General features: G+C 68.8%; 14 protein-coding genes and 1 pseudogene. 12 read left to right on the top strand and 3 right to left on the bottom strand.

Translation table 11 applies throughout. The annotated features are described in order from the left end of the window. Position 1 precedes the first annotated feature (1 nt). From ON41_RS17125 to ON41_RS17100, 6 genes and pseudogenes are all read left to right on the top strand, one after another. Positions 2 to 829: an ABC transporter permease gene (locus ON41_RS17125; RefSeq protein WP_051161703.1), complete on the top strand. Its 828-nt coding sequence runs from the start codon at positions 2 to 4 to the stop codon at positions 827 to 829. Next, positions 826 to 1602 carry an ABC transporter ATP-binding protein gene (locus ON41_RS17120; RefSeq protein ID WP_051161702.1) on the top strand — a complete coding sequence of 259 codons (777 nt, stop codon included), beginning with the start codon at positions 826 to 828 and terminating at the stop codon, positions 1600 to 1602. The genes ON41_RS17125 and ON41_RS17120 overlap by 4 nt, the downstream gene beginning before the upstream one ends. Then, positions 1599 to 2651 carry an ABC transporter substrate-binding protein gene (locus tag ON41_RS17115; protein ID WP_040748646.1) on the top strand — a complete coding sequence of 351 codons (1053 nt, stop codon included), beginning with the start codon at positions 1599 to 1601 and terminating at the stop codon, positions 2649 to 2651. The genes ON41_RS17120 and ON41_RS17115 overlap by 4 nt, the downstream gene beginning before the upstream one ends. Then, positions 2648 to 3774: pseudogene (locus tag ON41_RS17110) on the top strand (LLM class flavin-dependent oxidoreductase). The gene ON41_RS17115 and the pseudogene ON41_RS17110 overlap by 4 nt, the downstream one beginning before the upstream one ends. Then, complete coding sequence (locus ON41_RS17105) at positions 3771 to 4940, top strand: LLM class flavin-dependent oxidoreductase (protein WP_040748645.1); 1170 nt, start codon at positions 3771 to 3773, stop codon at positions 4938 to 4940. Before ON41_RS17110 ends, ON41_RS17105 begins: the two are co-directional and overlap by 4 nt. Before the next feature lie 35 nt (positions 4941 to 4975). Next, positions 4976 to 5917, top strand: a complete 942-nt coding sequence (locus tag ON41_RS17100; RefSeq protein ID WP_040748644.1) for an ABC transporter substrate-binding protein — start codon at positions 4976 to 4978, stop codon at positions 5915 to 5917. A gap of 61 nt (positions 5918 to 5978) precedes the next feature. On the opposite strand, the gene ON41_RS17095 is transcribed toward ON41_RS17100, so the two are convergent. Then, the gene (locus ON41_RS17095) at positions 5979 to 6863 is read right to left on the bottom strand and encodes an NmrA family NAD(P)-binding protein (RefSeq protein ID WP_040748643.1); all 885 of its coding nucleotides are present in this window, start codon (positions 6861 to 6863) and stop codon (positions 5979 to 5981) included. A 93-nt stretch (positions 6864 to 6956) separates the two neighbouring features. On the opposite strand from ON41_RS17095, the gene ON41_RS17090 reads away from it, so the two are divergent. Together ON41_RS17090 and ON41_RS17085 are read left to right on the top strand one after the other, a co-directional pair. Then, positions 6957 to 7526 (top strand): TetR/AcrR family transcriptional regulator, encoded by a 570-nt coding sequence (locus tag ON41_RS17090; RefSeq protein WP_040748642.1) that lies wholly within the window; start codon positions 6957 to 6959, stop codon positions 7524 to 7526. A 238-nt stretch (positions 7527 to 7764) separates the two neighbouring features. Further along, on the top strand, positions 7765 to 9777 hold the full coding sequence (locus tag ON41_RS17085) for a LuxR family transcriptional regulator (protein WP_085995695.1): 2013 nt from the start codon (positions 7765 to 7767) through the stop codon (positions 9775 to 9777). Positions 9778 to 9805: 28 nt separating this feature from the next. On the opposite strand, the gene ON41_RS17080 is transcribed toward ON41_RS17085, so the two are convergent. Together ON41_RS17080 and ON41_RS17075 are read right to left on the bottom strand one after the other, a co-directional pair. After that, on the bottom strand, positions 9806 to 10810 hold the full coding sequence (locus tag ON41_RS17080) for a methyltransferase (protein ID WP_051161701.1): 1005 nt from the start codon (positions 10808 to 10810) through the stop codon (positions 9806 to 9808). 92 nt (positions 10811 to 10902) lie between these two features. Then, positions 10903 to 12192 (bottom strand): hypothetical protein, encoded by a 1290-nt coding sequence (locus ON41_RS17075; protein WP_040748639.1) that lies wholly within the window; start codon positions 12190 to 12192, stop codon positions 10903 to 10905. A gap of 257 nt (positions 12193 to 12449) precedes the next feature. Between ON41_RS17075 and ON41_RS17070 the strand changes: the two genes are divergently transcribed. The 4 genes from ON41_RS17070 to ON41_RS17055 all read left to right on the top strand — a co-directional run bounded on the left by ON41_RS17070 (position 12450) and on the right by ON41_RS17055 (position 17546). After that, entirely contained in the window at positions 12450 to 12716 is a 267-nt protein-coding gene (locus tag ON41_RS17070; protein ID WP_040748638.1) for an acyl carrier protein, read from the top strand. 118 nt (positions 12717 to 12834) lie between these two features. Next, on the top strand, positions 12835 to 13854 hold the full coding sequence (locus ON41_RS17065) for a 3-oxoacyl-ACP synthase (RefSeq protein ID WP_246461614.1): 1020 nt from the start codon (positions 12835 to 12837) through the stop codon (positions 13852 to 13854). Between the two features lie 21 nt (positions 13855 to 13875). Continuing rightward, positions 13876 to 16251, top strand: coding sequence for a type I polyketide synthase (locus tag ON41_RS17060; protein WP_051161700.1), 2376 nt, complete (start codon positions 13876 to 13878; stop codon positions 16249 to 16251). Positions 16252 to 16253: 2 nt separating this feature from the next. Then, positions 16254 to 17546, top strand: coding sequence for an FAD-dependent oxidoreductase (locus tag ON41_RS17055; protein ID WP_040748636.1), 1293 nt, complete (start codon positions 16254 to 16256; stop codon positions 17544 to 17546). The last annotated feature ends 58 nt before the right edge of the window (positions 17547 to 17604 follow it).

The raw sequence follows: 17604 nt of genomic DNA, 5'->3' as shown, positions 1-17604 counted from the left end.
GATGGCGACCGAGGTGACTTCCCTTGCGCTGGCGCCGCCGCGTTCGAGAGCCGAACGGTCGAGGCCCGCATGGCTTTCGGTGACGCTGCGGTTCGTCCTGCCGGCGGTCTTGCTGCTGGCGTGGTGGGTGGGTTCGGCCACGGGCGCCCTCGAGCCCCAGGTGCTGGCCGGTCCGCCGAAGGTGTGGTCCGCGGGCGTCGAACTGCTGCGCAGCGGTCAGCTGGTGGACTTCGCGACCGCCTCGCTGCTGCGCGCGGTGTTCGGCGTCGGGCTCGGTGTGTCGGTCGGGTTGGTGCTCGGCCTGCTGTCCGGGTTGTCGAGTCTCGGTGAGGAACTCGTGGATTCGACGATGCAGATCGTGCGCGCGGTGCCGTTCCTGGCGCTGGCGCCATTGTTCATCGCCTGGTTCGGCATCGACGAGCTGTACAAGATACTGCTCATCGCCGTGGCGACGGTGGCGCCGATGTATGCCTACACCTATCTCGGCGTCCGCAACGTGGACCGCAAAATGGTCGAGGCCGCACGGGGTTTCGGGCTGGCCGGGCCCCGCCTGGTCCTGGAGGTGGTGCTGCCCGCGGCCCTGCCGGGTGTGCTCATGGCACTGCGTGTGTGCCTGGCCATCAGCATCACCGGCCTCATCGCCGCCGAACAGGTCGGCACGACCGAAGGTATCGGGTACCTGGTCACGCTGGCACAGGAGTACAACCGCACCGATTACATGGTGTTGTGCATCGTGCTCTACGCACTGCTGGGCTTGGTGTTCGACGGCGTGGTGCGGCTGGTGGAACGGTTCGCGATGCCGTGGCGCGGACAGGTGGCGATGCGATGACCACGGTCTCGGAAACCGTTGCGGTGCAGCGGGAAACCACCGCAGAGGTCGCCGTGTCGATCACCGGCCTGCGGAAGGCGTTCGGCGACAAGGTGGTCCTCGACGGCGTCGACCTGACCATCCGGCGCGGCGAGTTCGTGGTGCTACTGGGCCCCAGCGGCACCGGGAAGACCACCCTGCTGCGACTGCTCACCGGCCTGGAGACACCGGACACCGGCACCGTGCTGGTCCCGGACCGCCGCACCACCGTGTACCAGGAGCCGCGGCTGATTCCGTCCAAACGGGTGCTCGCCAATGTGACTGTGGGGCAACGCCGTTCGCGAAGTACGCGGGAGGCGGGCCTGCGCGCGCTGGCGGAGGTGAACCTGGCGGGCAAGGCGCGGCAGTGGCCCGCGACGCTGTCCGGCGGCGAAGCCCAGCGCACGGCACTGGCCCGGGCACTGGTCCGCGAACCCGATCTGCTGTTGCTGGACGAGCCGTTCGCGGCCCTGGACGCCCTCACCCGGCTGCACATGCAGGAACTTGTCGGCGAACTGGTCGCGCGGCATCGCCCGGCGGTGCTGATGGTCACCCACGACGTGGACGAGGCGGTCCGCCTGGCCGATCGGGTGCTGGTACTCGACCACGGCCGATTCGCCGCCGATCTCACCCTCGACCTCGCCCGCCCGCGCGAGCACAACGTTCCACGGGCCGTGCGCTACCAAGCGGCACTGCTCGCCCACCTCGGCGTCGGCGACCCGCCCGCCGAAAACCTCCGGGAGCAGCACACATGACCACATCATCGGCACACGAGCCGGCGCTCGACACCCTCTGGTACACCCGCTGCCCGGTCCCGACCGCCAGCGGCCTGGCGCACAGCCTGGGCTGGCTGAGCGAGACCGCCGCCGGGAACGACCTGCGGTTCGGCGTCTTGCAGGACGCGGGGCCGGAACTGGCGGTGCGGCACTTCGATCACACCCTGTCCGGGTTGATCCGCGAGGGCGGCAACGTGCCCGCCCTGGCCGCGCGCGCCCACGGATCACCCACCCGGCTGATCGGACTGACCTGGATCGACGAGGCGCAGGCCGTGCTGGTCGGCCCGGATTCGCCGATCGGCTCGGCCACCGACCTCGCGGGGCGCCGGATCGGGGTCCCGGCGTGGGCTCAGGACCAGGCGCGGAGCTTTCCGCGCGCGATGGCGCTGCACGGCTTCGCGAGCGCACTGCGGCTCGGCGGCCTCGGCTTCGGCGACGTCACCGTCACCGAAGTCGGCGTGGACCGGAATCCGCAGGTGCGCACCGAAGTTCAGCAACGCGGCCGCAGTGTCACATGGGGCGTCGACGAGCTGCTGCGGGGTGACGTGGACGCGATCTATGTGAAAGGCGCACGGGCGCAAGAGATCGCGCGGGAGCATGGCCTGCGGGTCGCCGTGGATCTGGACGCCATCGAGAGCAAGCGGTACCGGGTGAACAACGGCACCCCGCGGCCGATCACCGTGCACGCCGACCTGCTGGAGCGGCGGCCCGAGGTCGTGGTGGGCTTCCTCGCCCAGAGTCTGCGCGCGGCCGACTGGGCCGCCGGAAACCTCGACGGGGTGCGCGCGGTGCTACAGCGCGAAACCCTTTCCGGCCCGGACGGTGTCGTCGCCGCCTACGGCGCGGACTTCCATCGCGGTCTGCACCCCTCGCTGTCGGACGAACGCCTGGAGCTGATCGGCATCCAGAAGCAGTTCCTCTACACCCACGGGTTCCTGGCCGCCGACTTCGACCTGGCGTCCTGGGTCGCGCACGAACCGCTGCGACAGGCACAGGAACTCGTCGCGGCCGAACGCGCGGCGGCATGAGCGGCGGGCACGCGGAGACCTCCGCGCCGGAATTCCTGTGGCGGTTACCGACCCGCGGCGACGGCCGCCGGGCCGATCCGGGCTTGCGCCATCGCGGCGGTTTCGGCGCGCCCGCACCGGCCGGCCCGGCCACCGATGTACGGCCCGGCCGGTTCGGGCCGTTCGACGACCTGCACCAGATCGTCCACGCGGCGGAACTGTCCGGCCTGGACGGAGTGCTCGCGCCGTACGACCCGCACGGCGAGGAGTCGTGGATCGTCGCGGGCGGCGCGCTGCGGGCCACCCGCCACTCCCGCGTCGTCGTCGAATTCCAGCCCGCCTTCGGCACCCCGGTCTACGCGGCGAAGATGTCGGCCACGCTGCAACGGCTGTCCCGCGGGCGATTGGGGTGGCGGCTCGCCGTGGACACCGACGCCGCCGAGGCGCGGGCGCGCGGCGACCGCGTCGGCGGAGACGATCGCTACGCCCGGGCTGCCGAATTCCTCACCGTCGCCCGCGGCGTGTGGAATGCCGACCCGGTGGCCGCCGCCGGTTCCGGGGGACCGGATTCGATTACGCCGGAGAGTATTTCGACGTGGTGGACGGTGGGTTCCGGGGTATTCTGTCCGGCCTGCCCTTTCCCGAGATCCAGTTGACCGGCGACTCCGACGCGGCCCTGCGGCTCTCCGCCGAGCACGGCGACGTCCACGTGTTCACGGAGACAGTGGAGGGGCCCGGCCGGTCGCTCACCGCGCTCCGGGATCGGGCGAACCGCGCGGGCCGGACGGTACGCGCAGCGCTCGAACTGCCGATCATCGCTCGCGAGACCGAATCCGAGGCCTGGGCGCGAGTGGACCGGCAGTGGCGTGAACTGCATCCGAGCGGGCCGGACGCGCAGGCGTGGCGTATCGGCGACGACCGCTGGGCGGGGTTCGCGGATCTCGGCTATCCGCAGGCCATCGGCCTGGTCGGCAGCTACGAGCAGGTGGCGCGGAAGTTGCGGGAGTACGTGGCGGCCGGTGTGGACACCTTCGTGCTGTCGGGCCACCCGCACATCGAGGAAGTACACCGCGCCGGGGAACACCTGCTGTTTCACGCCGACCCGGCCGGTCGCACCCTGAGGGCGCAGGAGGCCCCCGCATGAGCATCGACATCTACTGGCGCATCGGCATGGAGGGCGATCACGCGTCGCTGCGCACGCCCCGCCGCTACAACCGCGGCCACGCCAACGGCTACGGCCCCGGCAATATCGCCCCCGCGATCCGCCACGGCGAACTGGACGGCTACGGCTACATCGACCATATGGCGGCGGTCGCCAAGGCCTCCGAATCGGCCGGTTTCCTCGGCGGGCTGCTGCCGTCCTTCCCGGTCACCGAGGACCCGTGGGCGGTGGCGTCGGCGCTGGCCCGCGAGACCACCACCTACCGCTTCATGGTCGCCTTCCAGCCCGGCTTCCTGCATCCGGTGCAGGCGGCCCGGATGTCGGCGAGCCTGCAACGCGCGACCGGCGGCCGGCTCGTCTACAACATCATCAGCGGCGGGGGAGGGCCGGCCCAATTGTGGTGGGGCGACAAGGTTTCCCACGACGACCGGTACGCGCGTACCAGCGAATTCCTCGACGTGCTGCGCGGTGTGTGGGATGGCGAACCGTTCGATCACGACGGCCGCTTCTTCCGCACCGCGGGCGCTTTGCTGCCGCCGGGCCTGGCGGGACAACCGTTCCCGGAGGTGTACTTCTCCGGTTCCTCCGCCGCCGCCGTGCACGCCGCGGGACGGCATGCCGACTACTACCTGTCCTGGCTCGAGCCCTACGCCGACCTGCGCGCCAAGTTCGACGGGGTCCGCGCGCACGCCGAAACCACCGGTCGCACACCGAAGTTCGCCGTGCGTATCGATATCGTCGCCCGCCATACCGAGGAGGCCGCGTGGGCGGAGATCGAGCAGGGCTGGGCATTCGTCGATCGCGACGCCGCCAACCGCGCCGCGCAGGGCGACTCGGTCGGCGCGGCGCGCATCCAGGGCTGGGTGCCCGAAACCATCACCGGATACCGCGATCTCGAAGTGCAGCCGAACGTGTGGTGCGGCTTCAGCCTGATCCGCGGCGGGCCCGCCTTCGGCCTGGTCGGCAGCTACGAGCAGGTCGCCCAGCGACTCGACGAGCTGATCGACCTCGGCGTCGACGCGTTCATCCTCGCCGGCAACCCCCATCTCGAGGAGGCCTATCGCGTCGGTGAGGAAGTGCTGCCGCTGCTCGGCCGCTCCCGGCTCACCGCGCCGGCCCCCGCGGCAACATCCGCCGCGCTGCTGTAAACCCCAGACCCCCACCATTTCTCAGGAGTACAACCATGTCCGTCCGTGTCGGCTACTTCCCGCACAACAACTCGCTGTTCGTCCTGCGTCATCGCGGCATCCTGGAACGCACGCTGCCCGATGTGGAATGGGTCGATCTGCGCAGCCTGCCGCAGCCGGACCCGGTCGATCCGGCGACCGCGCTGCCGTCCCAGCATTCCGATTGGCTGTTCACCGACATCGGCTACGACTTCATCGGCACCGGATTCACCCCGCCGGTCACCGCGCTCGGCAACGGCAGAGACATTGTGTACGTGGGCATTTCGGAGCCTCGGGTCGAGAACGGCCGCCTGGTTACGCTCGCGTCCTCCGGTATCGAATCGGTGGCCGATCTCCGCGGCAAGCGCGTCGGAGTCGCGCACGGCTCCTGGCAGACGACCCTGGTGTTGTTCGCGCTCGACAATGCCGGGCTGAGCTGGTCGGACATCGAACCGGTCGACACCGGCGTGCACGACGGCGGGACGGCATTGCTCGACGGCGAACTCGACGCGTGGGTCGGCGCCTACCCGAGCCTGAGCGCCGTCGAAGCCACCGCGGACCTGCGGACCCTCATCGCCACCGACGGCCTGTTCAGCCACCCCTCGCTCTGGTTCACCCGCCGCGACTTCGCCGAGAACCACCGCGACGCGCTCACCGCGATCATCGACGCCCTGCAGGAATCCGACGCCTGGATCTCCGAAAACCCCCGCGCCGCAGCGCAATACTTCGTCGACGACGTCATCGCCCGCGGCGGCGCCGCCGACCTCGACGCCTGGGAAGCGGCCCTGCGCGGCCGCCCGTTCGGCCTCAACGCGGTCACCGACGCATTCCTCGACGAACAGCAGCGCGCCGCCGACCTGCTGGCCGCCAACCGACTACTGCCCTCCGGCGTGCGGGTCCGTGACGCCGTCCTGCCCTGGATCGGCGGGGTCGTCGACGCCGCGAAAGCGGGCGTGTGATCCGCACCTGGCGCCGGCCGTTCGCGGAGACGGCGACCTCTCCGGAGCGCGCACGCCTGCGTCAGGTCAGCTGGATCGGATAGCGTTGTGTGCCTTCTCGTTCCAGCCAGGTGCTGAAGTCCATGAGGGCTGGGTGTCGTGTGCGTAGCGCCGGGATGTCGGCGTGCCAGCCGCCGCGGTGATTGGCGAACTCGTATCCGGCGAGGGCGTCGGGGTCCTGATTCGTCAATGCCTCGCGGGGGATCGCACGGTAGTCGACGGTGTGCCCGACGGCCGTGCTCATGGCCTCCGCGATGCCGGTCATGGTCAGCTCGTCACCGGCGAGTTCCACTGTGGTGCCGAGGTATTCGTCGGGCTGGGTGAATGCCAGCGCGGCGAATTCGCCGATGTCGGTGCCCGCGATCAATTGCACGGGCACGTCCGGGTGGATGACGTCGGTCAGCACGCCGTCGCGCAGCCCGAAGCGCGGGTCGATCTGGTTCTCCATGAAGCGCACCGGGCGCAGCACGGTGGTCGGCAGGCCGAGCCCGGCGGCATACGTCTCCAGCTCCGCCTTGCTCTGCCAGCGCCGGATGCCGTGGTCGGCGTCCGCGGAACCGACCGAGGCATAGACGAAATGCGCGACGTGTGCCGCGGCGGCCGCGTCGGCGACTGTGCGGCCCAGCCGCAGCTCGTCGCCGGTGGTGAATCCGGGCGGTGTCCCCGGATAACCGGCGGTGGGTTGCACGCTGAACACCCCGTGGACACCGGCCACCGCGGCGTCCATTGCGGCGCGGTCGCCCATGTCGCCGCGCACCAGGTCCGCGCCCGCCGCGGCCAACGCCCGTGCGCCCTCCGCCTCCGGATCGCGGACCAGCGCACGCACCCGCCACCCGCAGCGCAGCAGTGCGCGCGCCGCCGCACCTCCCTGAGTGCCCGTGGCTCCGGTTACCAGCACTGTCTCCATCGAATCTCCTCGCCTGACATTAAGTGGGGACTATCCCCGTTTTCGGTGGGCTACGATACGGGGACTGTCCCCGTTTGGCAATGTGGAGGCGCCGTGACACCAGCACCGTCCAAGCCGACGCGCGCCGATGCCCTGCGGAATTACGAGCGGCTCGTCACCGCCGCCGCCGAGGTCTTCGCCGACCGTGGCCCGCAGGCGCCACTGGACGACATCGCGCGCGCGGCGGGCGTCGGCAATGCCACGCTCTACCGCCATTTCCCGACCAGGCTGGCGCTGCTCGAGGCCGTGCACCGCGACCGCATCGAGGGGTTGGCCCGCCGGGCCCGGGAACTGGCCGAGACCTGTCCGCCGGCCGCGGCGCTCATGTCGTGGCTGGACACGGTCGCCGCGCAGAGCAGTGCCACCCGTGGCCTGCTGACCGCGTTACTGGCCGTGGCCGACGCGCCGGACGAATCCTGGTGCCGCGAAACGATATTCGCCTCCGCCACCACCCTCCTGCGCTCCGCCCAGCACGCGGGCGAGATCCGCCGCGACGTGACCACGTCGCAACTACTGAAAGTGGTCAACGCGATAGCGATCGCGACCGAGCAGGACCCGGATCCGGCGGGACAAGCCCACGCACTACTCGCCATCCTCTTCGAGGGCCTGCGCGCCCGGCCATGACCTGCTAGCCCATGCCTCGAGGCGTGATTGTTCCGGCCGGCTTTCGGGGCTCGCCGAATCGGTAGCTCTGCTTGACAACGTCCTGGGTATACGGTTATCTAAGGAATTGAATTCTGTTGCGTAGCAGTCGAATCTGTGAACAATCCAGGTGCTGCGGCTTTACTTCGACAGCGCTGTCGCCCAGGTCACATCGTTTCCGAAGTGTCTCGAAGAGTACGGGGTATTGTAGGGGTGGCGTATGTTGCATGCGGTGCCAGAAGGCGCGGGGGTAGGCAGTTCGGTTACCGTTTCCGGCGCTGCGAGTGAGGTGTTCCGCAGACTGCTCGGCCGCGGTAATGAGTTCGTTGCGGTAACGGAAGCTATTGCGGTACTCGACGAGAGCGTGTCACTCCAGCGAATCTCTGAAATCTTGTCTGTCGAAGCCTCCGTCGTGCACCGGGTCGTGAGCCTTCTCGAGGACGACGGTCTGGTGACCGGTGGCCGGCTGCGTGATTGTGAACTCGCACAATATGTGCTTTCGACTATGCGATGGGATACGCGGAGACATCTGCACGAGGCGGCGGCCGCCCTGCTCCACCGGGATGGTGCGGCCCCAGCTCTCATTGCGGCCCAAGTGATCTCGGCGGGTGGCACGCGTTACCCCTGGGCGCCGGTGGTCCTGCGAGACGCCGCGGAAGAGGCACTGACCCTGGATCAGATCGGCCGTGCCGTCGGATATCTCGACCTGGCTTACCGAATTGCCACCGACATCGAGGAACGGGCCGCGCTCGCGGCGCTGCTGACGGCGGTCGAGTGGCGGGTGAACCCCTCGGCCGCCACGCGGAATTTCGCCCGCGTCCATGCCGCCGTCAAGGCCGGCACGCTGCCATTGTTGTCGCTGGGCAGTGCGGTGCGGTTTCTGCTCTGGCACGACCGCATCGATGACGCACGGGCGGCCATGGCGCTGCTGGAACGGGATTCGCCGGACGCCGAGGTCGCATTTCTTCGACGTTGGGTCGCATACACCTACCCGGAGTCGTCGGCCGGACCGGTGCGGGGAGGGCTGCGTCAGGTTCGGAATACGTCCGAGGCCGGAGCCGTCTACGCACTCGGCGCGCAATTGCTGACCGAGTTCGGCAACGGTGCGGCTCCCGCCGCGACCCTGGTGGTCGCGCACCGTCTGCTGTCTCGGTACCGTTTGGATTCCAGCACCGTCGAGGCGTTGAGCGCTGCGCTGGAGGGCCTGATCTACGCGGGAAAACTCGTGGTGGCCGCGGCATGGTGCGACGCCCTGCTGGCCGAGGCCGTGGCTCGCGCGTCGCCGACCTGGCGGGCGATCTTCGCCGGGTTGCGTGCCGAAATCGCGGTACGGCAGGGCGATGTCGAGCGGGCGGCCGACTTCGCCGTGGGCGCGCTGAATCATGTGCCGGCCGCCAATCAGGGCATGCTGGTGGCTCGGCCGCTCGCCCATCATGTGCGAGCACTCACGATCGCGGGCAAATACGATCAGGCCGACGCTCAACTCGACCGGGACGTGCCGTTGAGTGTCTTCGACTCACGGCTCGCGCTGCCCTATCTGCACGCGCGGGGCCATCTGGCGCTGGTCACGGGCCGCATCGAGGATGCCTTGATGGACTTCGAACTCTGTGGTGCGTTGATGCGCCGGTGGGGGATGGATATGGCGGGCCTGGTGGCCTGGCGTAACGACCTGGCGCTGGGTTTCCTGCACGCCGGTGAGACGGGCCGTGCGCGGGCCGCCGCCGAGCAGCACCTGCGTCACGTGGGTGATGTGCGCAGGCATCCGACCGCGGGGGTGTCGCTGCGGTTGGTCGCGGCCACATTGTCACCGCCCGAACGTGTCCCTCTGCTGCGCCAGGCCGAGCGGGTCGCACGCCACGCCGACGATCGTTTCGAGCATGCCACCGTCCTGGCCGATCTGGCCGAAGCCCTCGAGCTGGCGGGGCAGCCGGACCACGCGCGGCCGATCAGCCGCGCGGCTGTCCGGCTGGGGCAGCAGTGTGGCGCGGAACCGCTGGTCCGGCGGCTTGTCGGTCAGCCGCGGATGCAGACGCTGGAGGCGGTAACCCAGACCCTGACCGCGGCCGAGCAGCGGGTGGCGGAACTGGCGTCGAGTGGTCTGCGCAACCGCGAGATCGCCGGCGCCCTGGGGATCACCACCAGCACGGTCGAACAGCACCTGACCCGGGTATATCGAAAATTGCAGGTACGCAGGCGTACTGAGCTCCGATTCCGGCTGAGCGCGGCGAGCTGACCACGTTCCCCTGAGGTGCGGAACGACGTCAGGCTGGGACAGACTCGATGACGGACAGCGGAGTGATCGTCGGGACGATCGTCCGGACCCGGAACCGTGCCTGCCGCAGGAGAGCCTCGTACTCCTCGCGGGTGCGTTCGCGGCCTCCGATGGTGAGCATGACGTGGAGGTCGAGCCAATGGCTGAAGTGCGGACGGTTGCGGCGGGTCGGCACCACGCACTCGATCAACAGCAGCCGGCCCGAGGGCGGTATGGCGTCACGCACCGAGCGCAGGATTTGCAGGGCCTGGTCGTCGGCCCAATCATGGATGATGTTCTTGAGGAGGTAGGCGTCCGCACCGGGTGGCACGGCGTCGAAGAAGGAGCCGTTCTCGATGGTGCAGCGGTCGGAAACTCCGGCCCGCGTGAGCGTTTCGGAGGTTCGGCCGGTAGCCGAGGCCAGATCGAAGACCACTCCGCGCAACCCCGGGTTTGCTCCGAGGACGGCTGCGACAAGTTCGCCGGAGCCGCCTCCGACGTCCACGATGCGACCGAATCGGCCGAATTCGTACGCCGCCAGCAACGGCCGCACGCTCATCGCGGTGGTCACCCGCATCGTGTCGTGAAACTTCGCGGCAAGCTCCGGTTCCGCGGCCAAGTGGCGAAAGCCGTTGGTGCCGTGCGCCAATTCGTGTCCGGATCGGCCGGTTCGCACGGCGCCGAGCAGCTGGCCGTGGGTTGCCCACAATATCGGATCGCCGGGGGCCAGCACCAAGGGCCGGACGGTCTGCCGAGATGCGGTGCGCAGTGGGTCGGCCAGCGCGTTGAGGGCGAACCGACCGTCCGGAAGTTCGGTGAACACGCCGTAGCCGGCGAGCGCGCGCAGCAGCCGATACGTGCCGTCGCGGTCACTGCCGGCCCGCCGCGCGATCTCCTCCGCGGGCAGGGCGCCGTGTTCCAGTAGGTCGGCGATGCCCAGGGACGCGGCGACATAGAGGGCTTGGGTGGGCAGCCACCCGTTCGCCAGGTCCAGCACCGCCAGGGGTGTCGGCACGGCACGCTGCAACTTCCGGCGCAGGAGGCCGTGCGTCCGTCCGGCGATCCGCGTAAGCCATACGGGCGGAAGGACTTTGGGTCCGTATCGGGTCATGACTGCTCGCTCGACAGCGGCCGGGGCTGGTCGGACACAGCTCCGATCAGCTCCCTGTAGGGGTCGTTGCCGGGCAGGACGGATACGACGTCGCCGCTCTGCCGGAGCAGGACCGCGACGCCCCGGGCCAGCCCGTAGGTGTCGAACACGGCGCCCTCGGGATCGCGATAGCAGGGTTCGCCGGGGTCTCCGCCGCGGGACACCGGAATACCCGTGATCGGTGTCGTGTCCATCATCGCGACGTACCCGACGGCGTCCTGCCACGTGTGCCCGGATGCGGCGCAGTACAGCAGGGCGAGACCCGCGGTGGTCAGCTCGGCGGCCGCCAGCTCGTGATCGCCGGACCTCAGGGTGAATCCTGGTACTACGCGGGCGGTCTCGGTGGTCGGTCGCCGGATGCGGGTCAGCGGCGCGAGTGCCGCGTCGGTCGCGCGGTCGATGCGGCGGCGCCACGGCAGCGCCAGCAACGCTATCAGCGGCATCGCGACCACCGCGCCGGTCAGCCAGCAGACGAATGCGGTGAGCACCAACGCCGATACCGATCGCCGGCTCGACACGGCGCGGATCAACGCGCCCCAGCGGCGGAACAGGTAGCCGGCCGTGCGGTCGGCCGCGGCGATCGGGTGCACCGTGCGGGCGCCGGTCACCGGTGCGTCGCCCGTCGCGAATGCCGTGGCGCACTCACGAATTCGCTCGAGTTCGGCCTCGGAGACGCCGGCGCGTCCGAGTACGGCGCCGTCGCGCTTGCCGTGCAGCAGCCAGCGCAGAGTGCTCGCGATGGTGACGAACTGCGGGCGGGTGTCGGTGGCGACCACCGCGCCGAGGTGGCGTGCGCCGAGCCGGCCGAGCCGGCGGTGGACCTCGAGTGCCGCCGAGTACCACATGTTCCGGCATGCGATCACCGAGAGGACGTTTCGGCCGGCCACCAGATGCGGACCGCGGTTGAGCAGCGTCCGGATCGGCAGCGAGGGTGCGAGAAACCAGATCTGATACCCGAGTATCACCAGTTCGGACGGATCGGTCGTCAGCTCTTCGGGAGGAGTCCGCAGATCGATGGCGGCGGTGGGATCCACACAGTCGGGGAAGATGCCGAAGAATCGGCGCAACGACCACGGAAACGGATACGGATGCACCGGTGCGACATCGACTCGGCGAATCTCCCAGCCCGCCGCCCGCAACGGTTGAATGAATGCCTCGACGGTTTCGGTGAGCTGTCCGGTCTGCGAGTAGTGGAAAACGACCGCGCGCCGGACGGCGGCGGTGTCGTGCGAATTTTGGGATTCCATGGCGTAGCCACCTTCGGGCCGTACCGAATGAAGAAATGTGAACGCCCGGACTCTACCGAGGCATTCAATGGACGGTCAAGGTGCGCCCCCGCCGCCGTAGGGGTGCGGGCGTAGGGGTTGATTCGCTCGTAAAGCGTTGTGCTGCAGATAAATACGGCGCGGTCGTATTGACTGCGAATATTTCCCGATGCGAAACTGGTGCGCACAGGCTTCATGACGACGGCGAGCCTGGCCGGCAGATTGAACAGAGGTGCGACATGTCGATCGCGGCAGAAATACAGCAGGACATACTCGAGTACCTCGAATCTCACTACGGGATCGAGCCCGAAGAAATTCACGGGCATTCCACACTGACCTCACTCGGTGTCGATTCGCTGGGACTGATCGCGATCGCGGACATGGTGAAGAAGAATTACGGAATCGAGCTGGACGACGAGCGCATCGCGGCAGTGCGGACATTCCGGGACTTCACCGAACTCCTGGAACGCAAATTGGCATCGGGTCAGAGCAATACCGGAGTGTGACCATATGAGCGCCTATATCACCGCTACCGGCCGCTTCCTGCCGGGACAGCCGGTGCCGAACGAGGAGATCGAGGACTACATCGGACGTGCCGGACTGGCGTCGGCCGACCTGCGGGAGATGATCCTCACCAACAGCGGCATCAAAACCAGGCACTATGCCATCGATAAAGAGCAGCGGACGGTCTACTCGAACACGCACATGGCCGCCGCCGCGGTGCGCCAGGCAGTGGAGAGAGCCGGCTTCGGGAACGACGAGGTCCAACTGCTGGCGGCGGCGACCACGATCCCGGATCTCCTCGGACCGGGACACGCCAGCATGATCCACGGTGAATTGGGGTACGCGCCGATGGAAGTCATGACGGCGCACGGTATCTGCAGCTCGGGAATGATGGCGCTGAAAGACGCGTATCTTCAGGTTGCCATCGGTGAGAAGCGTAACGCCGTGGTGGTGGCGAGCGAATTCGCCTCCCGCGGATTCAAGAGTTCGCGGTACGCCGAGATGCGGTCGGTGACCGAGGACGGTTCGCTGCCGATGGAGACGGCGTTCCTGCGCTACATGTTGTCCGACGGAGCCGGGGCGGTCGTCGTTCGCGACGAACCGAACCCGGAGGGCGTCAGTTTGCGTATCGACTGGATCACGCTGACTTCGTACGCCAACACCGAACAGGCGTGCATGTTCTTCGGCAGCAACTCCAACGACTGCGCGAAAACCTGGGGGGACTACGCCACAGCCGCAGACGCCGTCCACGACGGGGCCATGGCGCCGCGACAGAAGCTCTCGCTCCTGCCCCATCTCGTCGACGTCGGCATCGCCGAATACGAGCGCCTGATCGCGGCGGAACGATTCGATCCGGCTGCGGTGACCTGGTTTCCGGTGCATTATTCCAGCGAGCGGATGAAGGAACTGCTGCTCGGTGAGTTCAAACGCCGCGGAGTGCGGGCCGGCAGGCTGGAAAGCTGGTACAGCAATCTGACGCGGGTCGGGAACATCGGCAGCGCCAGCATCTACCTGATCATCGACGAGATGATGACCGAGGGTTTGATCTCCGAGGGCGACACACTGCTGTGCATGGTCCCGGAATCGGGCCGCTTCATCGTGTCGTTCATGCATCTGACCGCCGTGACCGCGGACCGCTGAACGAGGTCGAGGCAGGGCACCATGGCCGACGAGCAACAGCTGCGAACCTACGTGCGCACCGCCGCCCACAAATTGCGCGTCGCACGGGAACAATTGCGCCGGTGGGAAACTCGCACACGCGAACCGGTCGCCGTTATCGGCATGGGATGCCGCTATCCGGGCGGTGTCGACTCACCGCCGGCGTTGTGGCGGATGGTGCTCGAGCGACGCGACGTGATCACGGACTTTCCGACCGCACGAGGCTGGGACACCGCCGTGCTGGCCCGTGTCGATCCGGGCCGAAGTCGCTCTGTCCCGCGCGGCGGATTCGTGGCCGACGCGGGAAATTTCGACGCCCGGTTCTTCGGCATCAGCCCGCGTGAGGCACTGGCCATGGACCCGCAACAGCGGCAGTTGCTGGAAGTGACGTGGGAAGCGTTCGAAGACGCCGGTATCGATCCGACCCGGTTGCGGGGCAGCAGCACCGGCGTCTTCGTGGGCCTGTTCGCCAGCACCTATGCCCGCCTGGACGGGCGCTACCGCCCGCTGTCGAGCGATCAACTGGCCGGCCTGGCCGCTTTCCTGATGACCGGTGCGGCCGCGTCGGCGGCCTCCGGAAGACTGGCCTACAGCTTCGGGCTGGAGGGGCCTGCCGTGACGATCGATACCGCGTGCTCGTCATCGCTGGTGGCCCTGCACCAGGCCGTCGGCTCCCTGCGGTCGGGTGAGTCCGAACTGGCAGTGGTGGCCGGCGCCACGATCATGGCGACCCCGGACATGTTCGCGGCGGGTACCGAACGCGGCATGGCGCCGGACGGACGCTGCAAGGCCTACGCCGCGGCCGCGGACGGCACGGGCTGGTCGGAGGGCGTCGGAGTGCTTGTGCTGGAACGGCTTTCGCAAGCCCGCCGCAACGACCATCAGGTACTGGCGCTGGTGCGGGGCACGGCGGTCAACCAGGACGGCGCCTCGAACGGATTCACCGCGCCCAGTGGCGCGGCACAGCGGCAGGTCATCAGGAAGGCGCTGGACGCGGCGGGCTTGTCACCCCAGGACGTGGACGTTGTCGAGGGGCACGGCACGGGCACGGTGCTGGGCGATCCGATCGAGGTGAACGCCCTGCTCGACACCTATGGGCGCGATCGCCGGTACCCGGTGCTGCTCGGATCGATCAAATCGAACATGGGCCACACCCTCGCGGCCGCCGGCGTCGCCGGAGTGATCAAAACGGTCATGGCGCTGCGGCACGGAGTCGTCGCCCCGACGTTGCATGTGGACCGCCCTACGCCCCACGTCGATTGGCGCCCGGACAGCCTGCTGCTGGCGACCGAGCAACGGCCGTGGCCCGACACCGGCAGGCCACGGCGCGCGGCCGTCTCGTCGTTCGGCATCACCGGCACCAACTCGCACGTCGTCCTGGAGCAGGCGCCTCCTGACGAGAACCCTCGCCTCGACGAGCGGCAGCGACCGCCGGTGAACGTGTGGGTGGTGTCGGCGCACTCGCCGCAGGCCTTGCGGGCACAGGCCGGCCGCCTGGCGGGCCGGCTCACCGCCGGCGACCGCCCGCGGGTCGAGGACATCGGCTACTCGCTGGCGGTGACGCGAGCGCGATTGCCTCACCGGGGCCTGGTAGTAGGCCACGGATACGACGATATGGTCGAGGGGCTCGTCACGCTCGCCGCCGGCGGTGACACTCCGGCGGTGATCCGTGGCATGGGGTCGCCGGAGGCCAAGACGGTGCTGTTGTGTCCGGCGGAGTCGCACTGGCGGGCCGGTACCGGGCGCGCGCTGTATGCGTCGTTCCCGGCGTTTCGTGGCGGCTTCGATGAAGTATGCCAAGGATTCTCGGCCGCAGCGCCGCATCTTCTCGCGGCGGCATTCGATACCGAAACCGCCGAACCGGGCACCGCCATCGCCGGGCCCGCGACGTTCGCCACCACGGTCGCCGTGTATCGGCTGCTGACCTCGTTCGGGGTGCATGTCGACCGGGTGATCGGCGCCGGAGCCGGTCGGCCGGCACAGGAATACCTCTCGGGGGAATGCTCGCTGGCTGACGCGGTCGAGAAGGTCGTGGCGGCGGATCGCGAGTCGGGCACCGACGACCACACCGCCCTTGCGGTGACCGAAGCCGTCCACGACGGCGGATCGATCTTCCTCGAACTGGGCTACGGCTCAGCGGCATCGGTCGTCCGCGACACCGCCGTAGCGGTCCACGGCTCCGACGCCACCGTCGTCACCATCGCGATGCTGCCGGCCGGCCCGCACGACACCGACGAGGCCGCGGCCTTCGCGACCGCGTTGGCACGCGCACACGCCGCGGGTACCCCCGTGGACTGGTCTGCCTGGTACCCGGGCGCCCAGCGAACGCCGTTGCCCACCTACGCATTCAGCCACCGCCACTACTGGATCGGGAATTGACGGTGGCGGGCGGCGTCGCGGTGGTCGGCAGTGGAATCTCGGGATTGGCCGCCGCGTACCACTTACATCGTGCGGGCCGCCAGGTGCAGATCATCGAGCGCGATGCGACCGCAGGCGGTCGTTTCGGCGCCGGACGGATAGGGGAGCGGCCGGTGCTGGCCGGCGCCCGGCTGATCGGGCACAAGTACACTGCGGTACGCGAATTCCTCAGTGCGCTCGGGTCTTTCGACCTCGAACCCTATCCGGTTCCGCCGGTCGGCGTGCTGAGCGGCTCAGGAGTCGACCTGGATCCGCGCGCCGCGGCCCGAATCGGTCAACGCCTGATCGAGACAGGGGCGGCGCCGCATCACATCGCGAAGCTGTCCTATCTCATGACGCGAGCCCGCGACACCGACGGCGTACTGAATTCCCGCTATGTCGCCAAACTCGCGGAGATCGGCGACCAGCAGCCGCTGAGTGCTCATTTCGGCTCGACGATCGCCGAGTCGGTGCTGCGGCCGATGACCGTCTGGGCCCACGGGGCCGAGCCGGACGAGGTCTATATGAGTTCATTCGGCGCCGTCGCGGCCACTCTGTCCGACCGATTCGATCAGCTCGGTGACGGGTTGGCCCCGGTGCTCGCAGCACTCGGGCGGCGGGTGCCGCTGCGGACACGAACCACGGCGACACGCCTGATCGTGCGCGAGGGCCGAGTCCGCGGTCTCGAGGTCGTCGACGCCGACAATACGACCCGGGAAACGGACTACGACGCTGTCGTCCTCGCGACCTCCGGCAGGGCCGCCGCCGACCTGGTCGCCGCCGACTTCCCGGCGTTGGCGGCGTTGCTCGCGCAGTTGCGGTACCGGTCGGCGACGGTGGCATTGGTCGAATACGACCGGGCCGTCTTTCCTCCTGCCCTCGCCGCCCTCGCCTTCGATGACGCATCGTGCTGCTCTGCCGCCGTCCAGAGCACGGGCTGGCGCGAACTGATCCGGTATACGTTCACCGGCCGGGCCGCCGCGACAATTCCGTCGCCGCAGGAGTTTCGGAAGTGGCTGGAGAATGCCGAAGATCGCGTCACGACCCACCTGGGGACGTCCTTGCCGGACCGCCGAGCCGTCGCGATCTGGCGATGCGCCGTCGCGTATTGCCGCTACCCGCCCTTCCACACCGAATTCGTCGGCAAGGTGGACCGCGAACTCGCCGACATCGCTGGGCTGGCGCTGGCCGGAGACTACCTGCGAGGCACGTCGCTGGAAGCCTGTTACCGGTCCGGCGCTGCGGCGGCAGCGCGAGTGCTCGGCGAAACCGGCTAGCGCAGTGCGGTGACGCCGACGCCATCGCGGTACTCGAGTTGCGTCCGAGAGGAGACTG

It is taken from the genome of Nocardia transvalensis NBRC 15921 (genome assembly GCF_000308875.1).
Lineage (GTDB): Bacteria > Actinomycetota > Actinomycetes > Mycobacteriales > Mycobacteriaceae > Nocardia > Nocardia transvalensis.
Note: the sequence above shows the minus strand (reverse complement) of the source record. Positions and strands in the feature narration are given on the sequence as shown.

Excerpts from the sequence above, each read along its gene's own strand:
- ON41_RS17120 (WP_051161702.1), top strand. The coding sequence starts at position 826 with ATGACCACGGTCTCGGAAACCGTTGCGGTGCAGCGGGAAACCACCGCA.
- ON41_RS17115 (WP_040748646.1), top strand. The coding sequence starts at position 1,599 with ATGACCACATCATCGGCACACGAGCCGGCGCTCGACACCCTCTGGTAC.
- ON41_RS17105 (WP_040748645.1), top strand. The coding sequence starts at position 3,771 with ATGAGCATCGACATCTACTGGCGCATCGGCATGGAGGGCGATCACGCG.
- ON41_RS17060 (WP_051161700.1), top strand. The coding sequence starts at position 13,876 with ATGGCCGACGAGCAACAGCTGCGAACCTACGTGCGCACCGCCGCCCAC.
- ON41_RS17085 (WP_085995695.1), top strand. The coding sequence starts at position 7,765 with ATGTTGCATGCGGTGCCAGAAGGCGCGGGGGTAGGCAGTTCGGTTACC.
- ON41_RS17075 (WP_040748639.1), bottom strand. The coding sequence starts at position 12,192 with ATGGAATCCCAAAATTCGCACGACACCGCCGCCGTCCGGCGCGCGGTC.
- ON41_RS17125 (WP_051161703.1), top strand. The coding sequence starts at position 2 with ATGGCGACCGAGGTGACTTCCCTTGCGCTGGCGCCGCCGCGTTCGAGA.
- ON41_RS17070 (WP_040748638.1), top strand. The coding sequence starts at position 12,450 with ATGTCGATCGCGGCAGAAATACAGCAGGACATACTCGAGTACCTCGAA.
- ON41_RS17100 (WP_040748644.1), top strand. The coding sequence starts at position 4,976 with ATGTCCGTCCGTGTCGGCTACTTCCCGCACAACAACTCGCTGTTCGTC.
- ON41_RS17095 (WP_040748643.1), bottom strand. The coding sequence starts at position 6,863 with ATGGAGACAGTGCTGGTAACCGGAGCCACGGGCACTCAGGGAGGTGCG.
- ON41_RS17065 (WP_246461614.1), top strand. The coding sequence starts at position 12,835 with ATGATCCTCACCAACAGCGGCATCAAAACCAGGCACTATGCCATCGAT.